Annotated in this window: 14 protein-coding genes and 1 pseudogene; 9 read left to right on the forward strand and 6 right to left on the reverse strand. The window is 74.4% G+C overall.

Annotated elements, in window-relative coordinates; all coding sequences use genetic code 11:
* Positions 1–79 precede the first annotated feature (79 nt).
* The 5 genes from ACFV8H_RS05750 to ACFV8H_RS05770 all read left to right on the forward strand — a co-directional run bounded on the left by ACFV8H_RS05750 (position 80) and on the right by ACFV8H_RS05770 (position 6,315).
* Positions 80–1,282, forward strand: coding sequence for a sensor histidine kinase (locus ACFV8H_RS05750; protein ID WP_380396764.1), 1,203 nt, complete (start codon positions 80–82; stop codon positions 1,280–1,282).
* On the forward strand, positions 1,279–1,929 hold the full coding sequence (locus tag ACFV8H_RS05755) for a response regulator (protein ID WP_375892959.1): 651 nt from the start codon (positions 1,279–1,281) through the stop codon (positions 1,927–1,929). The genes ACFV8H_RS05750 and ACFV8H_RS05755 overlap by 4 nt, the downstream gene beginning before the upstream one ends.
* A 178-nt stretch (positions 1,930–2,107) precedes the next feature.
* Positions 2,108–2,977, forward strand: a complete 870-nt coding sequence (locus tag ACFV8H_RS05760) for a 3-hydroxyacyl-CoA dehydrogenase family protein (RefSeq protein ID WP_380396766.1) — start codon at positions 2,108–2,110, stop codon at positions 2,975–2,977.
* A gap of 389 nt (positions 2,978–3,366) precedes the next feature.
* The gene (locus ACFV8H_RS05765) at positions 3,367–3,684 is read left to right on the forward strand and encodes an STAS domain-containing protein (protein ID WP_375892956.1); all 318 of its coding nucleotides are present in this window, start codon (positions 3,367–3,369) and stop codon (positions 3,682–3,684) included.
* Positions 3,685–3,969: 285 nt separating this feature from the next.
* Complete coding sequence (locus tag ACFV8H_RS05770) at positions 3,970–6,315, forward strand: ATP-binding protein (RefSeq protein ID WP_380396768.1); 2,346 nt, start codon at positions 3,970–3,972, stop codon at positions 6,313–6,315.
* A 4-nt stretch (positions 6,316–6,319) separates the two neighbouring features.
* On the opposite strand, the gene nucS is transcribed toward ACFV8H_RS05770, so the two are convergent.
* Complete coding sequence (gene nucS, locus ACFV8H_RS05775; RefSeq protein WP_188306031.1) at positions 6,320–6,979, reverse strand: endonuclease NucS; 660 nt, start codon at positions 6,977–6,979, stop codon at positions 6,320–6,322.
* Positions 6,980–7,460: 481 nt separating this feature from the next.
* Here nucS and ACFV8H_RS05780 point away from each other — a divergent pair, with 481 nt between their 5' ends.
* Complete coding sequence (locus tag ACFV8H_RS05780) at positions 7,461–7,853, forward strand: SCO5389 family protein (RefSeq protein ID WP_350504362.1); 393 nt, start codon at positions 7,461–7,463, stop codon at positions 7,851–7,853.
* A gap of 65 nt (positions 7,854–7,918) precedes the next feature.
* On the opposite strand, the gene ACFV8H_RS05785 is transcribed toward ACFV8H_RS05780, so the two are convergent.
* Complete coding sequence (locus ACFV8H_RS05785; protein WP_380396771.1) at positions 7,919–9,226, reverse strand: LLM class flavin-dependent oxidoreductase; 1,308 nt, start codon at positions 9,224–9,226, stop codon at positions 7,919–7,921.
* Positions 9,227–9,456: 230 nt separating this feature from the next.
* Here ACFV8H_RS05785 and ACFV8H_RS05790 point away from each other — a divergent pair, with 230 nt between their 5' ends.
* Complete coding sequence (locus tag ACFV8H_RS05790) at positions 9,457–9,780, forward strand: ATP/GTP-binding protein (RefSeq protein ID WP_375892951.1); 324 nt, start codon at positions 9,457–9,459, stop codon at positions 9,778–9,780.
* A 13-nt stretch (positions 9,781–9,793) separates the two neighbouring features.
* Here ACFV8H_RS05790 and ACFV8H_RS05795 read toward each other — a convergent pair whose 3' ends face one another.
* Positions 9,794–10,561, reverse strand: coding sequence for an ABC transporter permease (locus ACFV8H_RS05795; RefSeq protein ID WP_380396773.1), 768 nt, complete (start codon positions 10,559–10,561; stop codon positions 9,794–9,796).
* A gap of 1 nt (position 10,562) precedes the next feature.
* Positions 10,563–11,567 (reverse strand): ABC transporter ATP-binding protein, encoded by a 1,005-nt coding sequence (locus ACFV8H_RS05800; RefSeq protein ID WP_380396775.1) that lies wholly within the window; start codon positions 11,565–11,567, stop codon positions 10,563–10,565.
* Positions 11,568–11,659: 92 nt separating this feature from the next.
* Here ACFV8H_RS05800 and ACFV8H_RS05805 point away from each other — a divergent pair, with 92 nt between their 5' ends.
* Both ACFV8H_RS05805 and ACFV8H_RS05810 read left to right on the forward strand, forming a co-directional pair.
* Positions 11,660–12,457 carry an alpha/beta fold hydrolase gene (locus ACFV8H_RS05805; RefSeq protein ID WP_375892947.1) on the forward strand — a complete coding sequence of 266 codons (798 nt, stop codon included), beginning with the start codon at positions 11,660–11,662 and terminating at the stop codon, positions 12,455–12,457.
* On the forward strand, positions 12,454–12,765 hold the full coding sequence (locus ACFV8H_RS05810) for a hypothetical protein (RefSeq protein ID WP_375892945.1): 312 nt from the start codon (positions 12,454–12,456) through the stop codon (positions 12,763–12,765). The genes ACFV8H_RS05805 and ACFV8H_RS05810 overlap by 4 nt, the downstream gene beginning before the upstream one ends.
* 100 nt (positions 12,766–12,865) lie before the next feature.
* Here ACFV8H_RS05810 and ACFV8H_RS05815 read toward each other — a convergent pair whose 3' ends face one another.
* Both ACFV8H_RS05815 and ACFV8H_RS05820 read right to left on the reverse strand, forming a co-directional pair.
* Complete coding sequence (locus ACFV8H_RS05815; RefSeq protein ID WP_188306039.1) at positions 12,866–13,795, reverse strand: cellulose-binding protein; 930 nt, start codon at positions 13,793–13,795, stop codon at positions 12,866–12,868.
* A 117-nt stretch (positions 13,796–13,912) separates the two neighbouring features.
* Positions 13,913–16,028 (reverse strand): annotated as a pseudogene (locus ACFV8H_RS05820) (hypothetical protein); the annotation flags it as partial.

A 16,028-nucleotide genomic window follows, 5' to 3' on the forward strand; every position in this document is an offset into this window, starting at 1 on the left:
CGGGCCTGCACCTTTCGATGTAGCGGGCTCCTCCGCGCATCGGAGCCGGTCGGGCCGCCGGGGATGGTGAGATGGGGGCGTGCTCGCACCATCCCTCGCCCCGCGCCAGATGGACCGGCTGATCGCCCTGTGCGGGCTGCTCGGCGGCGCGGTGCTGATCGCCTTCAAGGTGTACGACCGGGCGGACCGGCTGCCGCTCTGGGCCGTCACGGCGCCGCTGCTGGTGATGGCCGGGCTGGAGCTGGTCCGGCGCACCCGGCCGGTGCTGGCGGTGTCGCTGGGCGGGCTGGCCTTCGCGGGCAGCCTGGTCGCCGGCAGTCTGCTGGCGACGACGATCATGTACACCGACCTGCTGTACGCGGCGGTGCTCTACGGCACCGGCCGGATGTCGCGGGTGCTGCACCTGACCGGCGGCGCGACCGTGCTGGTGCTCTCCAGCCTGGTCTGGTACGTCGCCGGGACCTCGGCCGGGCTGCTGGTCGTGGTGGTCGGCTCGCTGGTGTTCCTGGCGCCGGTGTGGACCGGGGACCTGGTGCGCAAGCACCGGGAGCAGGCGGAGAACGAACGGCTGCGGGCCGAACAGACCGCGCTGCTCTCGGAGATGGACCGGCGCGAGGCGGTCGTCGCCGAACGCGCCCGGATGGCGCGGGAGTTGCACGACGTGGTGGCCAACCACCTGTCGGCGATCGCGATCCACGCCACCGGCGCCCAGTCGGCCGCCCGGCGGCGGCGGTTGCCCGAGGGCGATCCGCTGGTCGAGGTGCTGGCGGTGATCCGGGAGAACAGCGTCCAGGGATTGGCCGAAATGCGTCGCATGATCGGGCTGCTCCGGGACAGCGGCGGGGGAGAGGCCGACGAGTCGTACGCGGCCCCCGACCTCGCCGCGGTGGACGCCCTGCTGGAGCAGGCCCGGGCCGCCGGGCAGGACGTCGGGCTGGACTTCGAGCTGACCGAGAGCGGCGAGCGCGGCGACCTCCCGGTGCCGGTCGGGCTGGCCGCCTACCGGATCGTGCAGGAGTCGCTGACCAACGCGCTCAAGCACGCCGGGCCCGGACTGGTCGCACTGCGGCTGGAGTTCGGCCCGGACGCGCTGCGGATCGCGGTCGACAGCCCGTACCGCGGCGGGCCGGGCCGCGAACTGCCCGGTGCCCGGGCCGGGCTGGTGGGGATGTCGGAACGGGCCGCGCTGCTCGGCGGCAGCTTCGAGGCCGGGCCGCGGGGCGGGTACTGGAAGGTGCGCGCGGAACTGCCGCGCGGCCGGGAGAGCGAGGGACGGGCATGACGATCCGGGTGCTGGTGGCCGAGGACCAGGCGGCGGTGCGGGCGGCGCTGGTGATGATCCTGCGGGCCGAGCCCGGGTTCGAGGTGGTCGGGCAGGCCGCGGACGGGCAGGAGGCCGTCCGGCTGGCCCTGGAGCTGCGCCCCGACGTGGTGCTGATGGACGTGCAGATGCCCCGGCTGGACGGCGTCTCGGCGACCCGCCAGGTGGTGGACGCCGGGGCGGCCCAGGTGCTGGTGCTGACCACCTTCGACCTGGACGAGTACGTCTACGGCGCGCTGCGGGCCGGCGCGGCGGGCTTCCTGCTCAAGGACCTGGAGGCGGACACCCTGGTCGAGGGGATCCGTACGGTGGCGCGCGGGGACGGCATGCTGGCGCCCTCGGTGACCAGGCGGCTGATCGGCACCTTCGCCCGCCCCGGGCGGCCGGTCGGACCGGAGGCCCGGACGGCGGTGACGGGCCTGACCGCGCGTGAGCGGGAGGTGCTGGCCTGCCTCGGGGCGGGGATGTCCAACGGGGAGATCGCGCTCCGGCTGGAGATGGCGGAGGCGACCACCAAGACCCACGTCAGCCGGATCCTGGCGAAGCTGGGGCTGCGCAGCCGGGTGCAGGCGGCGATCCTCGCCCAGGACCTCGGTCTGACCATCTGACGACCATCCTGGTCGGGTGACCAGGTCGGTTGCAGATCACACTCCCGATTGCTGTGGCACGGACGATTTGGGCATTAGAGTCCCCGCCAGAGCAAAGCGGCTCCCGGTGGGTGATCCCTGCCCTGAGCCGCCTTCAGGGCCCGCCCGCAGGGCGGCGACGGCGTCGGGAGACCCAGCCATGAGCAATGCGTCCAGCAAGCAGATCGCCGTGATCGGTGCCGGCCTGATGGGCGCCGGCATCGCCCAGGTGTCCGCGCAGGCCGGCCACCCGGTGGTGCTGCGGGACGTGACGGAGGAGGCGCTGCAGCGGGGCCTGGCCGGCATCCGCGCCTCCTACGAGAAGTTCGTCTCCAAGGGCAAGCTGAGCGCCGAGGACGCCGAGGCCGCGCTGGGCCGGATCACCACCACCACCGACCTGGGCGCCGTCGCCGAGGCCGACATCGTGGTCGAGGCCGTGTTCGAGAACCTGGACGTCAAGGAGGGCGTCTTCCGCGAGCTGGACAAGCTCGCCAAGGACGGCGCCGTCCTCGCCTCCAACACCTCCGCCATCCCGATCACCCGGATCGCCGCCGTCACCCGGCGGCCCGAGTCGGTCGTCGGCGTCCACTTCTTCTCGCCCGTCCCGATGATGAAGCTGGTCGAGCTGGTCCGCGGCTACAAGACCAGCGACGAGACGCTGGCCGCCGCCCGCGCGTACGCCGAGGGCGTCGGCAAGGACGTCGTGGTGGTCAACCGCGACGTGGCCGGCTTCATCACCACCCGCCTGATCACCGCGCTGGTCGTCGAGGCCGCCAAGCTGTACGAGTCGGGCGTCGCCACCGCCGAGGACATCGACACCGCCTGCCGCCTCGGCTTCGGCCACGCGATGGGCCCGCTGCAGACCGCCGACCTGACCGGCGTCGACATCCTGCTGCACGCCGCCCACAACATCTACACCGAGACCAAGGACGAGAAGTTCGCCGCCCCGGAGATCATGGCCCGCATGGTCACGGCCGGCGACCTCGGCCGCAAGAGCGGCCGCGGCTTCTACCCGTACGAGGGCAAGTGAGCCCGCGGGGCTGAACGAACGCCCTGGTGGGCCGTGCGATCGGGCATCGTACGGCCCGCCGGACCGGGCCGGGTGAGTTTCCTCACGCCCGGTGCCGCAGACGGGTGATTTGGGCGGTAATCGAGCGTAGGTGTGGAGAGTTCCTGCGTATATTCCCTCGGACGAGTGAAGTTGCTTCAGATCAGGGCGGAAACCAGCAACCTGCGGCGCTGCTCCACCGTCAGATGAGGGAACCCGGCACTCCGACCGGGGCCGGGCGCGAGCCGAGCCGTCGCAGGCGTTCCGCCCGGGCCGTCCCACTCCGATCCAGGGGCCGTCCCGCCTCCCGGTCCGTCCCGGCCGTGGCCGGACCCGCCCCGCACCAGACCACCCAGGCGAAGGAGGAGAGCATGCGCATCACCGGCGACCACACGGCGCTGGCCATCGAAGGCCGCCTCGACGTGCGCACCGCCGCCGACGCGCGGGCCCGGCTGCACCAGGCCGTGGACGGCGGCCTCGGCGACCTCGTGCTCGACCTCGGCCGGCTGGAGTTCTGGGACGCCACCGGCCTCGGCGTGATCATGGGCACCCACCGACGGGCCGGCCGGATCGGCCGCCGGCTCGTGCTGCGGGCCGTCCCCGCCCAGCTCCAGCGGCTGCTGGTGGCCACCAAGTTGCACCGCATCCTCGCCGTCGACGGCGGGATCCCCGAGGTCCAGGCCTCCTGACGCCCGTTCCGGGGGCGTACGGAGCGGCTCGCGGAACGTGCCGCACGCCTGTTCGCGCGCCCCTCGGGCCGCCCGCCGTGACCGGGCCGGGCCCGACCGGCCTTTCCGGCCTTCACCTTCCCCGCACCGGGACCGCACTGCACGGCCGGGCCCGGATGTGCGAGAGTCTGCCCGTCAGATGACGGCCGCCCGGGGCCGGCTGCCCACAGCCCGCCCGCGGCCGCGACCGAGACGTGTGCCGGCCGGCGCGGGGCGCCGGCGGCCGAACACGATGCGGAGCAGAACGTGGCACAGCCATCCGGGGAGTTCCGGCAGGAGGCCGCCCGCACCCGCGGCGGCGAACTGGTCTCCGGCGGCCTGCTGGTCGGCGTCGGAGCCCCGGACGGCTCCGAGGCCCGGCCCTGTCCGGAGGAGTGGCGGCCCCGCCCGCGCCGGAGCGAACGCAGCGAGCCCGCCCGCGGCCCGGTCGGCGGCGTCGGCCGGGCGGTCGGCCCGCTCGCCCTCGGCGCCGGCCCCACCGACCTGCCGCTGCTCGACCGCGAGGCCGACATCGCCGAACTCCTCGGCCTGCTCGCCGAGGGCCGCTCGATACGCCTGGTCGGCCAGGCCGGCTCGGGCCGCAGCACCCTGCTGTCGGCCGTCGCCGCGGCCGCCGCGGACCTCGCCCCCGGCGGCGTCGTCCAGCTCTGCGGCCACCGCCGCACCGCCGCCGACCTGCTCCAGGACCTCTTCGCGGCCACCCACCACGCCCCCGGCTACCGCCCCGACCCGGGCCAACTGGCCGCCCACCTCGCCGGGGTCGGCGCGGTCGTCGTGATCGACGAGGCCGAGCCCGCCGGCGACGACCTGGAGGAACTGCTCGCCGCCGCCCCCGGCTGCGCCTTCCTGATCTCGGTCGCCCCCGGCGGCCCGATGCTGCCCGCCGACTCCCGGCTGCGCGACCACCTCGTCCCCGGCCTCTCCCGGCCCGCCTGTCTGGCCCTCACCGCCCGGCTCGCCGGGCGGCCGCTGGACGTGGCCGAGAAGGCCTGGGCGGTCGACCTCTGGTTCGAGTCCGAGGGCCTGCCGCTGCGCTTCGTCCAGGCCGCCGCGCTGCTGCGCCAGCGGGACGTCTCGGTGGACGCGCTGGTCGCCGCCGAGGAGGACCGGCGGGACGTCTTCGGCGCGGTCGAGGAGCCCGCCCACGACCCCGACCCGGCGATCCGGGAGAACGCGCTGCGGCGCACCGTGCCGCTGCCCTCGGTCGCCGAGACCGCCTCGCCCGCCGTCCGGCTCGCCGAAGGGCTCGGCGAGGCCGCGCAGGCCGTGCTGCGGCTGGCCGTCGCGCTCGGCGGCGAGTGCCCCACCGCGCCGCACCTGCCCGCGCTGATCGACGTCGGCCAGGGGGAGAGCGCGCTGGCCGAACTCGCCGACGCCGGGCTCGCGGTGTCCATCGGCGGGCACCACCGGCTGACCGCCGGGGCGCTCGACCTGCTCGCCCCGCACTGGCCGGCCCGCGGCTGCGTGGACGGCGCCGCCCAGCACTTCGCCTGGTGGGTCGGGCACAGCTCGGTGTCGCTGGCGCAGATCGCCGCCGAGGCCGAGGTGTTGGTCGGCGTGCTGCTCGCGGACCGGACGGCCGGGCGGCACGAGGCGGTCGTCCGACTGGCCCGGGCCGCCGCCCCCGCACTGGCGCTGGCGCTGCGCTGGGGCGCCTGGGAGCGGGTCCTCCAGCTCGGCCTGGAGGCGGCCCGGCGGACCGGCTCGACGGTCGACCAGGCCTGGTTCCACCACGAGGCGGGCGTGCTCGCGATCTGCCTCCAGCAGCCCTCCCGGGCGATCGCCGAACTGGAGACCGCCCTCACCCTGCGGGCCACCGCGGGGGAGCCGCGCGGGGTGGCCGCCGCGGGCCGGATGCTCGACCTGCTGCGTGCCGACGGCCGTCAGCTGCCGGCCGCCGCGACCGCCGCGGCGTCGGGCCGCGGACCGGTGATCCGGAAGATCGCCGCCCGGGTGCCGGCCAGCCTCAAGGCCCGGGCCCGGGCCGGGCGGCGGCGCAAGGTCGTGGTGGCCTCCGCGGCCCTGCTCACCTTCGGGGTGCTCGGCACGGCGCTGGCGATGAGCCTCGCCGGGCCGGAGGAGCACCAGGGGAAGGACCCGCACGCTCAGCTGGACCAGGTCGGCGACACCGGCAACGCGCCGATGCCGGCGCCGTCCCCCGACGCCTCCCCGGGCACGGCCGGGGCGGGTGGCACCGAGCCGGGCGGCCCGGCGGGGACGGCGGCCGGTACGGAGCCCTCGGCGAGCGGCAGTGCCTCGCACGCGCCGAGCGCCACGCCGTCGAAGCGGTCGAGCGCCTCGCCGGGGGCCACCGGGTCGGCGGCCCCGCAGCAGTCGCAGCAGCCCGCCCCGGGGCAGCCGCAGCCGTCGGAGCAGCCGCCGGGGCAGAAGCCCGGCGGGTCGGGCGGGGGCGGCAACGGCGGGGGCAACGGCGGCGGTGGTCAGACCGGTGGCGGCACCGGTGGCGGGACCGGCAACTCGCCGTCGCCGAGCCAGCCGACCGGCTCGGCGACGCCGACCGCACCCGCGACGACCCCGGCCGTGCCGACCGGTCCGGCCACCCCGTCCCCGACGGGGACGAAGTCCCCGTGACCGGTCAGAACAGCTTGAGCTTGTCGTCGTCGATGCCGCGCAGCTCGTCGTAGTCCAGCACCACGCAGCCGATGCCCCGGTCGGTGGCCAGGACGCGGGCCTGGGGCTTGATCTCCTGCGCGGCGAAGACGCCCTTGACCGGGGCCAACAGCGGGTCCCGGTTGAGGAGTTCGAGGTAGCGGGTGAGCTGTTCGACGCCGTCGATCTCGCCGCGGCGCTTGATCTCGACGGCGACGGTGGCGCCGTCGGCGTCACGGCAGAGGATGTCGACCGGGCCGATCGCGGTCGGGTACTCGCGGCGGATCAGCGACCAGCCGCTGCCGAGCACCTCCATCCGGTCGGCGAGCAGCTCCTGGAGGTGTGCCTCGACGCCGTCCTTGATCAGGCCGGGGTCCACCCCGAGTTCGTGGGAGGAGTCGTGCAACACCTCCTCCAGCGTGATGATGAGCTTCTCGCCGGCCTTGTTCACCACCGTCCAGACCCCGTCGGCCTCCTTGAGGGCGCACGGCGGGGACATCCAGTTGAGCGGCTTGTAGGCGCGGTCGTCGGCGTGGATGCTGACGCTGCCGTCGGCCTTGACCAGGATCAGCCTGGTGGCGGAGGGCAGATGGGCGGAGAGCCGACCGGCATAGTCGACTGAGCAGCGGGCAATTACGAGACGCACGGTCGACCACGCTAGCCCACCGGGGCCAGTTGATGCGATTCCGCGACGACCGGGTGAAGAAAGCGCGAACCCCGCGAACATGGAGGTTCGGCGGACCCGCCGCCGCTCGCCGCGCTCTGGCGTACGCCCCCCGGGGTCGCTACGGTGTGTGACGCTACGGATGCGGGGTCGCTGTCAACGGGGATGGAGACTTCAGATGAACGATCCGACGGGATCAGGCCAATCTGGTGCACCACGGCGTATTTCCGGAGCAATCCATAGGAACGACCGGCCTGCTCCGCCGTTGACTGCCACGCTGTTCTGACGCGGTCGGTGTTCAGGACGTCACGTCCCGTGGCGCCGCCGCCTTCGCAACAGGTGCCGGAAACCCCCGTCCGACGGTGTTCCGGACACCTCCTGCGATTTCGCCCACCCTCACTGTGAGCTTGGACTACGCACGACCACCCGGGCGCCGCGCGGGTGGACCGCGAGAGGAGAATCCATGTCGCTCGACGTCTCACCGGCCCTGCTGGAAAAGGCCGAGCGGGGCGAGGTCGACGAGCGGGAATTCGTCGACTGCGTCCGCGTCTCGCTGCCGTACGCCTGGGACCTGATCAGCTCGCTGGTCGCCCAGGCGAAGGTCGACGGTACCGACTTCGCCGACAACCAGGTGCCGCCGCCCAGCGAGCAGGCCCGCGGCCAGCTGCTGCGCGCCCTGGCCAGCGATGCCATCCGGGGCGCCCTGCAGCGCCACTTCGGTGTCCGGCTGGCCTTCCAGAACTGTCACCGGGTGGCGGTGTTCGTGCCGTCGGAGGCCAACGAGGCGCGGTACGACCGCTTCACCTCCGTCCGGGAGCAGCTGCTCAACCAGTCCGAGGAGCTGCGGGACTGCTGATCCGGCCGGAGCCGGCCGTCCCCGTCCCCCGGTGCGGGGGGAGGGGCGGCGGTCCGGGCCGGCGGTCAGCACAGCTGCGGCAGCACCTCGGAGCCGAGCCGGGCGATGTTGTGCAGGGTCGCCTCGCGGTCGCCGCTGCCCTCCGCGAGCAGGGCGAAGCGGCGGATGCCGGTGCGCTCGGCGGTGGCCAGCAGCCGGTCGGCGCACTGCTTCGGGGTGCCCACCGCGTGCAGGTCGCAGAGCAGTTCGGTGTACTGGTGCGGGTCGCGCATCTTGCGTTCGCGGCCGTCCACGGTGCGGTGGGCGCCGAGCCCGTACTCGAACCAGCCGGGCATCGCGTTCAGCAGGGTGGCCCGGGCCGCCGAGGTGCGGTCGTCCACCTGGGCCACGCCCGCCGCGACGTGCTGGCGGGTCACCCGGCGGAGCTGCTCCTCGCCGCGCCCGGCGGCCAGCCAGGCGGTGCGGTAGAGCTCCAGCATCCGCACCTTGTCCTCGTCGCCGGAGTGCATGCCGAGCAGCATCGGCAGGCCGCGCTCGGCGGCCAGCCGCACCCCGCCCGGGGAGGTGCAGGCGACCACCACCGGCGGGCCGGCCACCGGCCGTCCGGTGCGGTCGCGTTCCTCGGCGAGGCCGTCGGCGTCCTGGCGCTGGCGGGGGAAGCGCACCGGGCCGGTCGGCTCGTCCAGGCCCAGCCAACTGCCCAGGCCCGGCCGGCGCACCGGCTCGGTGGCCCGCGGCACCACCGCGACCTCGGGGAAGGAGAACTGCGGTCCGTCCGCGCCGACCCGGGAGCCGCGCAGCCAGCGCAGCAGCAGGTCCAGCCGCTCCGGGAAGCCGTTCTCGAAGGCGTCCACGCCGCTGCCGAACACGTCCAGGTCGATCCACGGTCCGCCGCGGCCCACCCCGAGCGTGAAGCGCCCGCCGGAGGTGAGGTGCAGCAGCGCGGCCTGCTCGCCGAGCGCCACCGGGTGGCTGGTGGAGAGCACGCTGACGGCGGTGCCGATGCCGATCCGGCGGGTGCGGCCGAGCAGCAGCGCGGCGAGGGTGGCGGCGTCCGGGCAGACCCCGTACGGGACGAAGTGGTGCTCGGCCAGCCAGACGCTGTCCAGGCCCGCGCGTTCCGCCTCGACGGTGGCCCGGACGGTGCGCTCCAGCACCTCGCCGTGGCTCTGCCCGGGGAACTGCGCGGACAACAGGAACGCGCCGACCCGTACCGGGGCGGTGTCCGGCGGCAGTGCGCCGGTGCGCTGGGCGGCGGTCAGCGGTTCGCCGGTGACGGCCAGCGGCGGTACGCAGGTGAGCGCCGGGCCCGGGGCGGGTGGGCGCACGCCGACGGGTCGGCGGGTCTCGGCGCGCGGGCTGGTCTTGGTCATCCTGGGGGCCTCCTCGGGTGCACGCAGGGTCTGCGGGCCCCGCCTGTCCACTCGTGGGTATCCGATGTCATGTGCCAATGGCACGCGGAACCCCGAATTTCCCCGATGATCGGGTGGATCTCGGCAAAAACCCCGGACGGGTCGGCCGAAGCCGTGATAGGGGCCAATAAAAGGGTTTGACACCCGTAGGCTGGAGCGACTTCGAGCCCCCGGAAGAGAGGCAGTCCGCCGTGCCCCGCCGCAACCGGATCAACAGCGCCGCCGACCGCGAGAACGCCGAACCGGCCGCCGCCCCGCTCGGCGGATCGCTGCGCCGCACCGAGAACTACCAGGGTGACGACTGGGTGGTGCAGACGGTCGCCGGGACGTCGGGACGGTTCTACCGCTGCCCGGGCTGCGACCAGGAGATCCCGCCCGGGGTGGGCCACGTGGTGGCCTGGCCGATGCACGGCGCCGGGGTGGACGACCGGCGGCACTGGCACCGGGCGTGCTGGGGAGCGCGGGAGCGCCGGGCCTCCAACGTGCTGCGGGGCCGCGGCGCTCCGCGCCACTGAGTCCGCCGGGCCGTCACGCGTCCCGGTTCTTGAGCACCAGCGCACCGCCGATCAGCGCGGCCGCGGTCCAGGCCAGGCAGATCGTGAAGCCCGCCCACGGCCCGTACGGCTGGCCGTTCTGCTCGTACACCAGCAGCATCCGCGAGCCGGCGTAGTCGGGGAAGTAGTGGGCCAGGGTCTTGACCTTCGGCACCGCCGAGAGGATCGGCGAGAGCAGGAAGAAGAACGGCACCAGCACGCCCAGGGCGAGCGTCTGGTTGTGCAGCATGGCGGTGACGCCGGCCGAGAACAGGCAGAGCATCGTCAGGTAGAGCGCGGCGCCGAGCACCGCGCGCAGCACGTTCGGCTCGCCCAGGTCGGTGGAGTGCGGGCCGAGCAGCGCCTGGCCCACGAAGAAGGTGACGAAGGCGGTCACCAGCGAGACCGCCAGGGCCAGCCCGCCCAGCACCGTCGCCTTCCCGGCCAGCAGGGTGCCGCGCTGGGGGACGGCGGCCAGGGTGACCCGGATCATGCCGCTGCTGTACTCGTTGCCGATCGCCAGCACCCCGAAGACGATGATGGCCAGCTCGCCGAGCATGATGCCGGAGAAGGCCGTGCCGGTGGCGTCGAACGGGGTCTCCTCGTGGCGTCTGAACTCGGTGAAGTTGTTGTTGGTGAGCAGGGACAGCAGCGCGCCGATGCCGACGGTGACCACGAAGGCCAGCGCGAGGGTCCAGACGGTGGAGCGGACGCTGCGGATCTTCGTCCACTCGGAGCGCAGGATCGCCGGGAAGGACGTCATCTCAGTTCTCCTCCTGCTGCGCCGCCGCGGTCGGCGCCGCGCCGTCCGTCTGCCAGCCCGCGCCCCAGGTGCCGGGCGCGCCGGCGGCGTCCCGGCCGGGGCCGTCGCCCGCGTGGTACTCCACGGAGTCCGCCGTCATCTGCATGAACGCCTCCTCCAACGAGGCCTGCTGGGGGCTGAGTTCGTGCAGCACCACGCCGTGCGCGGAGACCAGTTCGCCGAGCCGGGCGATGTCGCCGTCGACCACCTCGTAGGAGCCGTCGGGGCCCGCTTCGTGCCGCAGTCCGGCTCCGGCCAGGACGTCGAGCAGGCGCTCGGGCTGCGGGGTGCGCAGCCGGACGGCGGAGCGGGAGTTGCGCCGGATGAACTCCGGCATCGGCAGGTCGGCGAGCAGCCGGCCCCTGCCGATGACCACCAGGTGGTCGGCGGTGACGGCCATCTCGCTCATCAGGTGGGAGGAGACGAAGACGGTCCGGCCCTCGCCGGCCAGGCGCTTCATCAGGTTGCGGATCCAGAGGATGCCCTCCGGGTCGAGGCCGTTGACCGGCTCGTCGAACATGACGATCTCCGGGTCGCCGAGCAGGGCGGAGGCGATGCCCAGGCGCTGGCCCATGCCGAGGGAGAAGCCGCGGGCGCGCTTGCGGGCGACCGGGGTGAGGCCGACCAGGGCGAGCACCTCGTCCACCCGGCTAGTCGGGATCCGGTTGCTCTGGGCGAGCCAGAGCAGGTGGTCGCGGGCGGTGCGGCCGGGGTGGACGGCCTTGGCCTCCAGCAGGGCGCCGATGTACTTGAGCGGCTCGCTGAGTTGCCCGTAGCGCTTGCCGTCGAGGGTGACCCGGCCGCTGGTGGGGCGGTCCAGGTCGAGGATCATGCGCATGGTGGTGGACTTGCCCGCGCCGTTGGGGCCGAGGAAGCCGGTGACCACTCCCTGCGGGACCGAGAAGCTGAGCCGGTCCACCGCGAGCGTCTTGCCGTAACGTTTCGTCAGGTCGTGCAACTCGATCATTGGCGCTCCCTTGCTCTCTGGCAGGCTAGGACAAAGCGGATATCGCGGCCCGCTGAGTGGGCCCGTCGGGCGTGCCGCAATACGGTGGCTGCATGAGTCAGCTCCCCTCCGCAGTGTCCGTCCGCGAGAGCGGTACCGGAACACCCCTCGTGCTGCTGCACGCCTTTCCGTTGAACGCCTCGATGTGGTCCGCCCAGCTGGACGCGCTGCCCGGACTGACCGGGGACGAGGCCCGGGTGCTCGCCCCCGACCAGCGGGGTTTCGGCGGGACCGAGCTGGGCGCCGACGAACCCTCGCTGGACCTCGTCGCCGACGACCTGGCGCTGCTGCTGGACGCGGCCGGGATCGACCGCGCGGTGGTCGGCGGGCTCTCCATGGGCGGCTACGTGGCGCTCGCCTTCGCCCGCCGCCACCCGGACCGGCTGTCCGGCCTGCTGCTGGCCAACACCCGCGCCACCGCGGACCGGGACGCCACCCGGGCCGACCGGGAGCGGATCGCCGCCGCCGTGACCGCCCGGGGCAGCGTCCAGCTGCTGCTGGACGAGCGGGTCGCGGCCGGGCAGCTCGGGCCCGACTCCCAGCACCTGGTGGAGCGGGTGCAGGCGATGGTGGCCGCCGCGCCGCCCGCCTCCGTCGCCTGGGCCCAGCGGGCCATGGCGGCCCGTCCTGACTCCCTGGAGGTGCTGGCCGGGCTCCGGGTGCCGGTGACGTTCCTCGCGGGCGCCCTGGACGCCCTGGTGGCGCCCGAGGAGGCCGAACTGATGCACCGGGCCCGCCCGGACGCCGAGCTGACCGTCGTCCCCGGCGTGGGCCACCTGAGCGCCCTGGAGTCCCCGGGCGCGTTCGACGCCGCCGCGCGCCGGCTGCTCGCCCGGGCGGCCGCCGGATGAGCCCGGACGAGGCGGGCTGGGACTTCTCCGCGCTGGAGGTCACCGGCCGGATGCCGGTGACCAACCGCGGCGAGGGGCTGGTGGAGCTGACCCTGGAGCCGCTGGGCGAGGACTACTGGTTGCGCCCCGGCGAGACCTTCATCGTCACCTCGTACGGCGACTACGGGTCCGGGCACCCCTTCGAGGTGCAGTACTGGCCCGACTCGGTGTCGGTCTGGTGCACCTCCTGGTACGGCACCGTGTCGGACGACGAGGGCAACCAGCTCAGCAGCGGGTACCAGCGGCCGGACGGGGCCTACCCCCGGTAAATGCCCCCGAGGTGGTGACAGCCGCACGCGCGACAGGCCCTCACCCGGGCGGGTGAGGGCCTGTCGTACGACCGCGTCGGCGGCTGTGCCGGCGGCTGCGTCAGCGCGACTGCTGGGCGGGCACGCCCATGGTGTCGTCGTTCGGCAGCGAGGCGGCGGCCACGGCCGCGCCGGTCAGCGTCGCCAGCATCTCGCGGACGTTGGTCAGCTGGGCGTTGATGCTGTCGCGACGGTTGGTCAGCGCCGCCAGCTCGCGCTCCGATTCGCTGCGGATGCGGTCCGCCTTGGCGTTGGCGTCCGCCACGATGTCCTCGGACTGGCGCTGGGCCGTCTCGACGGTCTGGCGGGCCCGGCGCTCGGCGTCGGTGCGCAGCTTCTCGGCCTCCAGGCGCAGCTGCTCGGCCCGGTGCTCGATCTCGGCCAGGCGCTTCTCGGCCTTGGCCTGACGGGCGGCCAGGTCGCGCTCGGACTGCTCGCGGCGCTTGGCCAGGTTCGTCTCGAACTCCAGCGCGGCCTGGGCGGCCTTGGTGCGGGTCTCCTCGAAGAGGGCGTCCGCCTCCTCACGCTTGTTCTGGGCGTCCTTGTTGGCCTCGGCGCGCAGCTGGGCGGAGTCGCTCTTCGCCTTGTCGACGATCCGCAGCCCCTCGTCCTCCGCCTTGGCCTTGCGGTCCTTGGCGTAGTTCTCGGCCTCGGTACGGACCTGCTGGGCGGCGGCCTCGGCCAGCTCGCGGTGCTGCTCGGAAGCACGGTGCGCCTCGTCGCGCAGGTCCTTGGCCTCCTCCTCGGCGAGCCGCAGGATCTTCTCGACCCGGGCGCCGAGACCGGCGTAGGAGGGCTCCTGCTCGGCGACCGCCGCCTGGGCGGTCTGGGTTTCGAGGTGGAGCTCCTCGATGCGCTTCTCCAGTGCACTGATCCGGGTCAAGGCACTGTCACGGTCGGCCACCAGCTTGGTGATCCGCTCGTCGACCTGGGCGCGCTCGTACCCACGGCGTACCAGGTCGAAGCCGTGAGGGGAGTGACTGTCGCTCATGGGACTCTGGGCTTCCTGTCGTCAAACCGCTGAGGTGGTTGAGGGAATCCTGACACGGTACCGGAGTGTCGACGGCGAAATGCCGTCGTCTCACGGACAATGACCGTCAATGTCCGCTCAATCGGGTGGTGCGTTCTTGGAACGATTGCCACCCGACCGGGGGGAGCCAACTCCGGCACCGGCCTTGGCGCCCCCGTCCTTCTTGGTGTTGCTTCCCCCGTTGACCTGGGCGACCGGTGTCGGTGCCTCGAACGCCTCCAGCGCCGAGAGCACGTCCTGGACCCTGGAGATCTCGGTGTTGATGTCCTTGCGGCGGCGCACCAGTTCGTCCAGCTCGCGCCGGCCCTCGCCGGTGACCCGCTCGGCCTCGGCCTTCGCCTCGGCGATCAGCCGCTCGGCCTCCGCCTTCGCCAGCTCGATCTGCTCGTCCGCGGTGCGGTCGGCGTCGCGCAGCCGCTTCTCCGCCTCGGCGGCCGCGCCGTCGAGGCGCTCCTCGGCCTCCGTCTCGGCCGCGCGCAGCTTCGCCTCGGACTTCTCGATCAGCGACTCGGCCCGGTCGGTGGAGTTGGCGAGCTTGGTCTCCGCCTCCTTGAGCAGGCCCTCGGCCTTGCGGACGGCGGACAGCCGGACCTTGCTGGCCTCCGCGGAGGCCTCCGAGGTGAGCTCGGACGCCCGGTCCTCGGCGGCCGCGACCAGGGCGGCGGCGCGGTCCTCGGCCTCGGCGACGGTGGCCACCGCCTGCTCCTCGGCCTCGGTCAGCTGCTCCTGGGCGGCCGTCACCAGCGCGTCCACCCGCTCGCCGGCCGACTTCATCGCCGCCGCGTTCTCCTTGCGGGCCCGCTCGTGCAGCGCCTCCACCTCGGCGTCGGTGCGCTCGCGCAGCTCCTCGGCGCGCTCGCGGATCGCGGTGGCGTCCCGGCGGGCCTCGGCGAGCAGCACGTCGGCGTCGGAGCGGCCCTTCTCGACCTCGGCCTGACCGGCCGCCTCGCCGGCCGCGACCAGCCGGTCGGCCTCCTTGCGGGCGGCCGCGACCATCGCGTCCGCCTGCTCCTCGGCGGCGGCCGTGGTGGCCAGCGCGGTGGTCTGGGCGTCCTCGCCGAGCGACTCGGCGTCGGCGAAGGCCTTCTCCAGCACGGACTTGGCGCGGTCCCGGGTGGCCTTGTCGAACTGCTCGGCGGCCTCCCGGGTCTGTGCGTCGTAGGCGTCGGCGCGGGCGTGGGTGGAGGCGTCGTACTCGTCGGCCAGGGTGCGGGTGGCGAGCGCGTACTCCTCGGCCTCGGCGCGCAGCCCGGCGGCCAGCTCCTCGGCGTCGGCGATCGCCCGCCGGCCCTGGGCGTCGGCCTCGGCGACCGTACGGACGGCCTGCGCCTCGGAGTCGGCGCGCAGCTGCTCGGCGGCCTCCTGGGCGGCCCGCAGTTCGGCGTCGGCCTCGGCGCGCAGCTGCTCGTCGTAGGCCTGGGCCTCGGCCCGCTGCCGGCCGAGCTCGGCCTCGGCGGCCTCGCGCTCGGCGGTGAGCTCCAGCTCGGTCCGCTCGCGCAGGGCGGCGGTCTCGGCCTCGGTCCGGGCGCGCAGCTCGGCCGTTTCGAGGTCGGCGAGCTCGCGCACCTCGGCGGCGTACCGGTCGGCGGCCTCTCGCTGCTCGGCGGTCTCCCGCTCGGCGAGCTCACGCACCTCGGCGGCGTACCGGTCGGCGGCCTCGCGCTGCTCGGCGGTCTCCCGCTCGGCGAGCTCACGCACCTCGGTGGCGTCCTGCTCGGCCCGCTCGCGGGTGTCCGCGGCGTCCTGCTCGGCGGTGGCCCGCAGCGCGGCGATCTGCTCGGCGGCGGCCTCGTGCAGGCCGGCCACCGACTGGCGGACCTCGGCGGCCTCGTCCTCGGCGGTGGAGACCAGCTCGGCGCCCTCGGCCCGGGCGGCGGCCACCACGTCCTGGCCGTCGGCGCGCGCCTGCTCCAGCTCGGCGGTGGCCTCGGCGCGGATGGCGTCGGCGGCGGCGCGGGCCTCGGACAGCTCCCGGCCGGCCTCGGCCCGGACCGTCTCGGCCTGCTCGTCGGCCAGCGCCAGTTCGGCGGCGGCCTTCTCGCGGGTGGCCTTGGCGTCCTGGGCGGCCTCGGCCCGGCGCTGCTCGGCGGCGGTGCCGGCCCGCTCCAGCAGCTCGTCGGCCTCGGCGCGGTGGTCGGCGGCGTACTGCTCGACCTCGGTGCGCAGTTCGGTGGCGTGCTGTTCGGCTTCGGTG

The sequence above is a fragment of the Kitasatospora sp. NPDC059827 genome (assembly GCF_042731675.1).
GTDB lineage: Bacteria > Actinomycetota > Actinomycetes > Streptomycetales > Streptomycetaceae > Kitasatospora.